The organism is Nitrososphaerales archaeon, from assembly GCA_025058425.1.
Taxonomy (GTDB): domain Archaea; phylum Thermoproteota; class Nitrososphaeria; order Nitrososphaerales; family JANXEG01; genus JANXEG01.
Genome location: JANXEG010000046.1, coordinates 1 through 9,426, shown reverse-complemented (window position 1 = coordinate 9,426; position 9,426 = coordinate 1). Strand labels below are relative to the sequence as shown.

At 41.4% G+C, this 9,426-nt stretch carries 10 protein-coding genes; 3 read left to right on the top strand and 7 right to left on the bottom strand.

Features of this window, described 5'->3' with window-relative positions; genetic code table 11:
* The coding region (locus NZ896_05385) for a formate dehydrogenase accessory sulfurtransferase FdhD (protein ID MCS7116889.1) at positions 1-360 on the bottom strand (360 nt) is incomplete at its 3' end.
* Between the two features lie 50 nt (positions 361-410).
* Here NZ896_05385 and NZ896_05380 point away from each other — a divergent pair.
* Positions 411-1,697: a phosphoglycerate kinase gene (locus NZ896_05380; GenBank protein ID MCS7116888.1), complete on the top strand. Its 1,287-nt coding sequence runs from the start codon at positions 411-413 to the stop codon at positions 1,695-1,697.
* Between the two features lie 135 nt (positions 1,698-1,832).
* A complete protein-coding gene (gene gap / locus NZ896_05375; GenBank protein MCS7116887.1) occupies positions 1,833-2,858 on the top strand; it encodes a type I glyceraldehyde-3-phosphate dehydrogenase in 1,026 nt (341 codons plus the stop codon).
* A 64-nt stretch (positions 2,859-2,922) separates the two neighbouring features.
* Here the strand turns inward: gap and NZ896_05370 are convergent, their stop codons facing one another.
* Both NZ896_05370 and NZ896_05365 read right to left on the bottom strand, forming a co-directional pair.
* Positions 2,923-3,540 carry a class II aldolase/adducin family protein gene (locus NZ896_05370; GenBank protein ID MCS7116886.1) on the bottom strand — a complete coding sequence of 206 codons (618 nt, stop codon included), beginning with the start codon at positions 3,538-3,540 and terminating at the stop codon, positions 2,923-2,925.
* Positions 3,541-4,018: 478 nt separating this feature from the next.
* Entirely contained in the window at positions 4,019-4,546 is a 528-nt protein-coding gene (locus NZ896_05365; GenBank protein MCS7116885.1) for an NUDIX hydrolase, read from the bottom strand.
* Positions 4,547-4,721: 175 nt separating this feature from the next.
* Between NZ896_05365 and NZ896_05360 the strand changes: the two genes are divergently transcribed.
* Positions 4,722-4,907 carry a 2-hydroxymuconate tautomerase family protein gene (locus tag NZ896_05360; GenBank protein ID MCS7116884.1) on the top strand — a complete coding sequence of 62 codons (186 nt, stop codon included), beginning with the start codon at positions 4,722-4,724 and terminating at the stop codon, positions 4,905-4,907.
* Between the two features lie 83 nt (positions 4,908-4,990).
* On the opposite strand, the gene NZ896_05355 is transcribed toward NZ896_05360, so the two are convergent.
* The 4 genes from NZ896_05355 to NZ896_05340 all read right to left on the bottom strand — a co-directional run.
* Positions 4,991-6,232 carry an endonuclease Q family protein gene (locus NZ896_05355; protein MCS7116883.1) on the bottom strand — a complete coding sequence of 414 codons (1,242 nt, stop codon included), beginning with the start codon at positions 6,230-6,232 and terminating at the stop codon, positions 4,991-4,993.
* 44 nt (positions 6,233-6,276) lie between these two features.
* Positions 6,277-6,912, bottom strand: a complete 636-nt coding sequence (locus NZ896_05350) for a VTT domain-containing protein (GenBank protein MCS7116882.1) — start codon at positions 6,910-6,912, stop codon at positions 6,277-6,279.
* 58 nt (positions 6,913-6,970) lie between these two features.
* Positions 6,971-8,416 (bottom strand): proline--tRNA ligase, encoded by a 1,446-nt coding sequence (gene proS, locus NZ896_05345; GenBank protein ID MCS7116881.1) that lies wholly within the window; start codon positions 8,414-8,416, stop codon positions 6,971-6,973.
* 245 nt (positions 8,417-8,661) lie between these two features.
* The coding region (locus tag NZ896_05340; protein MCS7116880.1) for a PfkB family carbohydrate kinase at positions 8,662-9,426 on the bottom strand (765 nt) is incomplete at its 5' end.

Genomic DNA, 9,426 nt, shown 5'->3' with positions numbered 1-9,426 from the left:
ATCTAATAATCGATAGAAATCTTCAACGGTAGCACACGGTGTATCTATAACTTTTACGGTCCTTGATGCCCTTAACCTTAAACTTAAATCGAACTTCGTGGTAACGTGAACCCTCGTATCCCTGACCGTTACATCGAGTAACTCATCGAGAGACTTTATGATACCTTCAGAGAGTAGATGGCCGATCGCCAATTCCTTGATCATCAAGGGTGTTGAAAATAAAGTGACTATATGCTTATTATTTGCAAAGATGTCGATGGGAGCTTCAACTACCACTTTACCGACTTCATAATTTGAAGTATAATTCGAAGTATCGATGGCGTAATAATCGATATCGACCATTCCATCATAGTACTTCAAATTCGAACCACTACACTTCCTCATTAATATCTATAGAATAAGAGGTAAATGTGTCTTCCTCTATTAAGATTGAAGAATCTTTAACCACATCATTTTTAAAGAGCAGTAACTTAAATTATCGTAGCATGTCCGCAAGAATCTTAACCATAGAAGATTTAGATTTGAAGGGTAAAACGGTATTCGTTCGAGTCGATATTAATACACCGGTAGATGATTCGGGCAGACTCTTAGAGTTGAGTAGGATCGAAGAAGCATCCGTAACTATTCGTGATTTAAAAGAATCTAAAGTCGTCGTCGCTTCACACCAAGGTCGTGTAGGGCGTTCTGATTACATTTCTATGGAGCAGCATGCAGGAGTATTAAATAAGATTCTTGGTGGGAATGTGAAGTTCGTTGAAGATATCTGTGGCCCATCCGCAAGAAATGAAATATCATCATTAAAAGTAGGCGAGGTATTGCTCCTTGATAATCTTCGCTTCATGGCAGAAGAGAATGTAGAATTTACACCAGAAGAAGCGTCAAAGACAGTTTTTGTACAACGCCTCTACAAGTACTTTGATGCTTGTGTGTTAGATGCATTCCCCACGGCCCACCGGGCCCATCCATCAATCATAGGATTTTCTTATCTTCTTCCCACCTGTGGAGGGAGGTTAGTGGTTAAAGAATTAAAGGCACTCACCAGAGTACTTCAAGTGGCTAAAGCACCATACACCGCTGTACTTGGTGGAGCAAAGGTTTCGGATAGATTGGAGGCGATCGAGGCTTTAATAGAGAATAGAAGGGCTGATAAAGTACTCCTCTGTGGCTTGATAGCCAACGTCTTTTTAAGGGCCGCTGGAAAGATCGATTACCCCTTGGGGATAAAGGATGAAGACAAGTACATTGCGAAAGCTGTTAAACTCATGGAAAAGTACCCCGGGATATTCGAATTGCCCGTCGATGTAGCACTGGATCGAGAAGGTGAACGTGTAGAGGTTGAAATCGATAAGTTGGAGAAGGATCCGATCTTAGATATCGGATCGAAGACCATCGATAAGTATTCTCGTATAATTCGAGGTTCAGGTACTGTATTTATGAGCGGGCCAGCAGGCCAGTTTGAAAAGGTTGGTTTTAACGAAGGGACCGATGCGCTGCTCAAATCGATGGCATCATCTCTAGCAACTACCATTGTAAGCGGTGGGCACTTAAATGCAGCACTACAACGCCTCGGTATAAAGGATTGGATCGATCACGTAAGTACAGCTGGTGGAGCTTTGGTACTTTACCTTTCTGGTAAGCGTTTACCCATGATCGAGGCCTTAGAGAGGGCAGCGCAAAGATTCGGCAGTAAAGAGTAAGGATGATTGATTAGAATTAAACCTGGCGTAGATCTGGTGTAGATATAGCATAACCGACTTTAACCGACTTTATTGTTAATTAAGTTCATCGGAAGTTTTTTTAAACAGTTCCAAGAATTCTGATTTAGATCCCATATGAGTAAAGTCAATGTTGGGATTAATGGTTTTGGTAGGATCGGTAGAGGCTTCTTTCGGGCTGCGGTCGAAGATAAAGAGTTTTTAGAAAGATTTTCGATAATCGCTGTGAATGATATAACCGATGCAAAGACGTTGGCCTATCTATTGAAGTACGATTCTGTATTTAGAACCTTTAAAGGGTACGTAAGTGCTCAGGATCAAAACATAATAGTAAATGATATGACGATCAAAGTTCTATCGGAGAAGGATCCATCAAGGTTACCATGGAAGGATTTGGGAGTGGATGTCGTGATGGAGGCTACCGGGCTCTTTACAGATAGGGCCTCTGCTAAAAAGCACTTGGATGCTGGGGCGAAGAAAGTAGTTATAACGGCGCCTGCTGAAGATCCCGATGTGACTATCGTCATGGGCGTTAACGAGAAGAAATACGATCATGAAAAGCACCATATAATCTCCATGGCATCTTGTACCACCAACTGTCTAGCACCCGTGGTAAAGGTATTGAATGAACATTTCGGTATTGAGAGTGGATTTATGACTACATGCCACGCCTATACGAATGACCAAAGGGTTCTCGATCTACCACATCGAGATTTAAGAAGGGCGAGGGCTGCCGCGCTATCGATCATCCCTACCACGACCGGTGCTGCTAGAGCTATCGGGCTCGTAGTTCCAGAGGTCGCGGGGAAGATGGATGGGATAGCTTTGAGGGTCCCAGTCCCCAATGGATCGGTAAATGATATTGTAGTTAAGTTAAAAAGAGAGGTTACGAGAGACGAGGTAAATAAAGTTCTCAAGGCTGCGGCTGAAGGGGAATTGAAGGGGATCTTACAGTATATCGAAGATCCTATAGTATCCTCAGATATTATAGGCAATCCACACTCTTCTATAATCGATGGTTTGAGTACCATGGTTTTGGGTGGTAAAGGGAGCTTCGTGAAGATATTGGCGTGGTACGATAATGAATGGGGCTTCTCCTGCCGATTGGTCGACCTATTGAAATATATGTATAGGAGAGCTTAAGACTCGAAGGCTCAAGAGTTAAAGAGTTAAAAAGAGTTACGAATAATACTATGATTACAATAGGTCAACCCTTTAAGAGGCGATTTATCAGACTCAACGTTAAGAAAACTCTCGCATTATCCTCTAAAAATTCCGCTACATTTAACAGATCGTCCAAACTCTGCCCAACACATACTACACCATGATCCTTCAATAGCGCAGCTTTGACATCTCGATCCTTAAAAGCCTCGATCACGTAATGTGCCAATTCTTCACTACCCGAAGGTGCATACTCCACCAGAGGGACCTTCTTCAAATAGGCCTTTGCAGGCCCCGTAACCATGGGCATTTCACAATTCGCTAAAGCCAAGGCTGTTGAGTAGGGAGGATGGCCATGAATGATCGCACATAATTCATCTCTCAATTTATATATGCCTAAATGAAAACGATATTCCTTGGATGGTATACCCGTCCCCCTAACCTTACTCCCTTCAAGATTTAGCGCTACAAGATCATCTAAATCTATATCACTTATTCGACTCCCCGTCCTCTTAATATAAATTAGACCCTCTTCCTTTATGAAGATGCTGAAGTTCCCACTACTTCCGGGGAACCAGCCTTTTTCCGCCAATCTCTTCATCCTTCTGCAAAGATCTCTTAACAACTTTTGAGTATTTCGCATACCTAAAGGTAATAATACCATATGGTATAAAATCGATTCGAAGGTTACGAGAAATTTAAGAGGTTCGGTATGATCGATATCTATCGTGATGTATTTTTGAATTAAGATGGCCTGATAATCCCTTAGATGCGATATGGACTACATTAAATAGCGATTAGGTATCTCTACCGATCGATACAACGTAATGTAGAAATGATTTTAAAAGAACAACGATTCGAATGCTCTTTGAAGATGTAGTCAACCTCGTATCTTTCTTCGATTTCATCATCGTAAATCTCATATATAGAGGAGTAACATGCTCTAGACTTTTTTAGATGGTTGATTAAACGAATGAATGTATATATGCTTACTTTTGGCGGTGATCCATGTGGCACACAGATCATAAGTGTATCCTTAAAAAGAGATCTATCGGGATGATGGGTTCTGATCATTCCGATGCGCTTGTAACCAATCCCTATCGCCTTTAAATAGATTCAACATACTCGTTAGGAATCGAGCTCTATATCTCGAATTTCATATCTTTTAAAAGGAGGATGGCACATACGGTCTTTGCATCCTCTATCTTACCCATCTTTATCATATCGATAACTGTAGAGAACTTCAATCGTACTATCTTGATATGCTCATCTAACTCTGGTTTGGCCTCAACCTTCTTCAAACCCTTCGCCACGAAGATGTGTATGATCTCCGTACTGTAGCCGGGTGCAAGGTAGCATTGAAAGATCTTCTCTAACTTCTCAGCCTCCATTCCAACCTCTTCCATCAATTCTCTCCTCGCACATTCTTCTGGACTCTCTCCTTCCATCAAAGTTCCAGCAGGTATCTCCAATAGGGTTTTACCAGCTGGATGGCGGTACTGTTCAACCATTACTACACTATCATCGAGTAAAGGCACTATAGCAACAGCTCCCGGATGCTCTACAACTTCACGCACGACCCTGCGCCCAGTTACCATCCTCAACTCATCTCTTTTTACTCGAAAGAGCTTGCCCCGATATACCACTTCAGAACTTAAAATTCTCTCCATAATCCATCCCGAGTCTCCATTAACTTTTTGATACAACTCTCTTTAATATGCTACTACATCTATGCATCTATGCATAGCTCATATTTGACTTTATCATTCATTAATGGTTTACAGCTTCCCACTTTTACCATCGATTACAAAACTCTTATATATGTAATTTCATTAAATTTAGGTCATGCCTACAGTCCACATACACATGTACGAAGGTAGGACGAAGGAGCAGAAGCGCAACCTTGTGAAGAATGTGACCGATGCGATTGTGAAGAGCCTCGATGTAAAACCCGAAGCAGTTACGATCTTCCTTCATGAGATATCAAAGGAAAATGTAGCGAAGGCCGGAAAGATCGTATCTGAAACCTAGATAAGTTATCGATAGCAACCGTATTAGGTTACATAAAGGTCACGTAAATATTCTACTGTAGAGGATAGAATAGTGATTTAATTTCATAGAAGTTTCTTTTGTAGGGGCTCTATCACTATTCGACCGTAAAGACCATCATAACCAGGTATCACTTTGATACTATCTTCTCTAACTGCCTGTATAGCTATCGCCATCTCTCTCCCAGCCACCCTCTCGATCTCGGCCAAAGGTGCAAATATCATAACAGAAAATTCGTCTCCAAAAGCTTTGATGAGGTTATCGTAAATCGACTGAACATTCTTTACGGAAGGGTTTGAAGCACCGATGACGGTAGCGATGACTTCATGTAATGGGAGTAAGTGGTGAAACCGAGGTACATCTTTAAGTATGTAGCCTTGGGGTCTATCGGCGAGCTCCTCCACCCTCTGCTCGACACCTTTTGTTAATGCCTTCCCACACTTCGGGCATTTACCACCATGCTTGATCGCATCGATACCCGACATCGATACTTCACAATCTCTATGGCCACTGTAATGATATTTACCATATTCGGGCTTCGTCTCTATTGTGGAGAGGAACCTTTTGGGATCTTTTGTACGAATCGCATTCAAAACCTCTATGTAACTCAATTCCTTCAACTCAAAAATATTCGCCTCACGGCCTAAGCGGTATGGGTGGGGAGAGTGGCTATCGCTATTTGAGACCAATGTGTACCGATCGAGTTTACTCACCCTCCAATTCATCGGAGGATCGCTCGAAAGACCGGTCTCCAATGCGTGAATGTGATGAACCTGATCAGCGTAACACTCCTCTATAGAATCATATCCGCTATTGGCACCAAGAATACTCCACCAAGGTGTCCATATATGTGCTGGGATGATTTCGATGAGCTTAGAGATTTGTACCATCTTCTCAACGAGTTCTGGTGATGTAAGAGATAAGACCGGTCTACCATCGATACTCAAATCACCACTCCTTCCCAATACGTCTGAGACTTGTGCGGCCACTTCTAACGATGGAATTAAGAGTAGATGGTGAATTTTACGAATTTTACCAGCATCGGAATAGACTGTAGCGACCTCTGTAGTTATCATAAAACGTATAGGCAATTGTGGTTTCTCTTTCAATTTTAAAAGGTTTGTATCATCATCTGGTATTAATAACTCTGAAACTTCTTTAAACCATTTTGGGTGTGTAATATCTCCCGTGCCGATGAGTCGAAGCCCCTTTAGCATCGCGTAAAAGACTATCGTATTGATATCCATATTTACACTCGTCGCCGCACTGTACTTTGAGTGAATGTGCAGATCGGCGAAAACCCTCATATTGGCTTCTTAAATTTTATATCTTACTGATCCCATAAGCCTTTCTACACTTCGTCTTGATATGGTAGCCATCTTCTAAGGAGCTTCGCCCAATCGATCTTAATTATTGCATAGATAATCATAACGGCTATAATTAAAAAGAGTGATGCTAAGATTATGATCGATGTGGGCTCGACACCCTCTTTAAGAAAGGGCTCGATGAACGTTATCCCGAAGATTCGTACACCAAAGGCCACTATACTTATAAGGATCATCTTCCCGGAAAAGGTTGCGATGATAAAACGCCAAAGGCTATACTTTGTGAAGCCTAACGTTATATAAACGATATCGTCTGGAATCGGTGTAGCAGCGGCTAAAAATGCCGCGATCCAACCATACTTCCCGATTAGCGTTTGAAGTGGTTTAATCTTCTTCCTAGTTCTTTCATCGAGTAGCCTTTGGCCTTCATAACTCACCCTGAATACTACCGTCTTCGCTATAGTAGCACCACTCGCACTCGATAAAGCGACCAATAGTGGATCGAATGATGGGTTAAGGCTGGTAAGGGCTACTGGTATAAGGTAGGGCGCAGGTACGAAGATCATAAAGTGTGTGAGGAGGCTGGATACGAAGACACCAATATAACCATAGGTGATGAGGTTGGCATCCAACCATAACCAGAAAGTTAATAGCGATATCATTTCTCAAATATCAAATTGGTGATGAACACATTTTATAGAATTTATGAAGTCTTTATCACTAATAAGCTTTACCAAAGTATGCAACGACCTTCGCCTTCTCTCCACAGTAGATGCAATTCGAGAAGACCTTCTCCCTTTTGAGTGGTATAAGGCGAATATCAGCCCCCGTCTCTTCCTTTATCTTTTCTTCACATACTGCCCTTTGGCACCAACATGCCCTCAAAAACCCACCCTTACTCTCTAAAATTCTTTTAAACTCATCATAATCCTTTACGGTATGAATACTATTATTCAAATGTGCTTTAGCTCTATTGTAAAGATTCTTTTCGATCTCTCTTAAAACTCTCCTTACTTCATGTAATAGATCTGCTTCCTTTACAACTACTCTCTCAAATGTATCTCTACGTACCAATGTAACTTTTCCTTCACGAAGATCACGAGGGCCGATTTCGACCCTTAAAGGAACACCCTTTAATTCCCATTCATTGAACTTCCATCCTGGCGTATAATGTTCACGATCATCGAAGATCACTCTCAATCTCGCTCTGCGTAGAAGCTCATATAACTCCCTTCCCTTCGCCTCTACTCCTCTCTTCTCCTCTTTATTGTAAAATATCGGTACTATTACTACCTGAATAGAAGCGACCTTTGGAGGTAGGATAAGGCCTTTATCATCTCCATGAACCATTATCACCGCACCTATGAGGCGCCAGGAGATTCCCCACGATGTCTGCCACACGTAATGTGTCTTCCCATCCCTACCGATGAATTTAATATCGAAAGGTTTTGAGAAATTTTGACCGAGGTTGTGAGAGGTACCCATCTGTAAAACCTTTCCATCCGGCATGACCGACTCTAATGTTGTGGTATATAGTGCACCTACGAACTTCTCCTTATCGGTCTTAAAACCTTTCAATACGGGGATCAATAGATAACCTTCGATCAACCTTCGGTACAATTCAAGTATACGCATAACCTCCCTATCCGCATCCTCTTTCGTTTCATGTGCCGTGTGCCCTTCTTGCCATAAGAATTCAGATGTACGGATGAAAGGTTTTGTGGACTTGATCTCTGCCCTTAGGACAGAATTCCAAAAGTTTAATAGAAGAGGTAAGTCCCTCCAACTCCTAATCCATTTTGCGTAAGATGCGTAAGCGATAGTTTCTGACGTAGGCCTTACAGCGAGCCGCTCACTTAACGGTGTATCTCCCGCATGTGTCACCCAGAATACTTCGGGGGTGAATCCTTTGAAGTGCTCCTCCTCCTTCCTCAGTAAACTCTCCGGTATGAATACAGGGAAGTACGCATTCTGATGCCCAAGCCTCTTGATCATACGATCAAAGATATTCTTGATATTCTCCCAAATTGCGTAACCGTAAGGCCTTAACACGATAAAACCTTTTATAAATGAATAGTCGATGAGCTCCGCTTTAACCACTACTTGAGTGTACCATTCAGAAAAATCCTCAGTTTTTTTAACAGTAATACCGATCTCCTTACTCAAGCTTTAACACCGTATAATTTCATTACCGATGCCGTTAAAGGAATTTTTTATACTATTTAATAACTTTTCCCAAAAGTTTTCATCATGGAATAGCTACCGAGAGTGTGTCCAGATATGTGAAATAGTATGAATTGAAGCATGAAAGCTAAGGTAAAATCAACTAATCCCAATAACTCTAAACCAACGAATCCTTGAAGTAAATTTTAATTCGAATCTAAAAATAACTCTCTCGCTAACTATACTAACTATAGATGGATAGATTGTACATTATTATATAATACTTCAGCTTCAGAGTGAATTCTATTCGATTCAGGTATTTTCATCAACCCCTTGTATTGAACAGATAGCGAAGAGCACGCCGTAGCCACGCAAGCTGACCAAAGCGGCTCTCTACATTTTAAGTAAGTTGTGACAAAAGCGCCTGCAAATATATCACCTGCACCCGTTGTATCTACCACTTTAACTTCTGGAATTGGAATTTTGTAACCGTTCTTCTCATCGAATAGTAATACGCTTTGCTTACTGGTAGCGATCACTATATTTATCCCTTTCCTTCTTAACGTAAGAGATGCCTGTGTTAAATCCTTTTGCCCAGTGATAAAGAAGGCCTCTTCGCTATCGACTTTGATGATATTCGCCCACTTTTCCACCTCATATTTAGGAGTTCTCAAATAACACTTCCCATCGGAATCGAACTCTCTAAGAAAGCCTTGCGGATCCAAATAGATGATCGGTGATGCCTTTGATGCCTTCTGTAAAAAGTCAAGATCTATCTCACTTACTATCGGGCTTATAATCATACCATCAAAGCTTAACGATTCCAATTGAGTAACTTGAATATCTTCACATCTAGCCTGTAGGTAGAGCTCTCTTTCACCATCCTTTAAAACTATCTTAAAGCGAGTAGTGGGTTTAACGTGTGATCGGAATTCACCTACAAAGTTAAGTTGATTTTTAGATAACCAGATCACATATTCATCGGGGAAATCGTAACCTATCTTTGTAATAAT

Bases quoted from the DNA above. Each gene is read 5' to 3' on its own strand.
- NZ896_05370 (MCS7116886.1), bottom strand. From the start codon at position 3,540: ATGGTATTATTACCTTTAGGTATGCGAAATACTCAAAAGTTGTTAAGA.
- gap (MCS7116887.1), top strand. From the start codon at position 1,833: ATGAGTAAAGTCAATGTTGGGATTAATGGTTTTGGTAGGATCGGTAGA.
- NZ896_05365 (MCS7116885.1), bottom strand. From the start codon at position 4,546: ATGGAGAGAATTTTAAGTTCTGAAGTGGTATATCGGGGCAAGCTCTTT.
- NZ896_05355 (MCS7116883.1), bottom strand. From the start codon at position 6,232: ATGAGGGTTTTCGCCGATCTGCACATTCACTCAAAGTACAGTGCGGCG.
- NZ896_05360 (MCS7116884.1), top strand. From the start codon at position 4,722: ATGCCTACAGTCCACATACACATGTACGAAGGTAGGACGAAGGAGCAG.
- NZ896_05350 (MCS7116882.1), bottom strand. From the start codon at position 6,912: ATGATATCGCTATTAACTTTCTGGTTATGGTTGGATGCCAACCTCATC.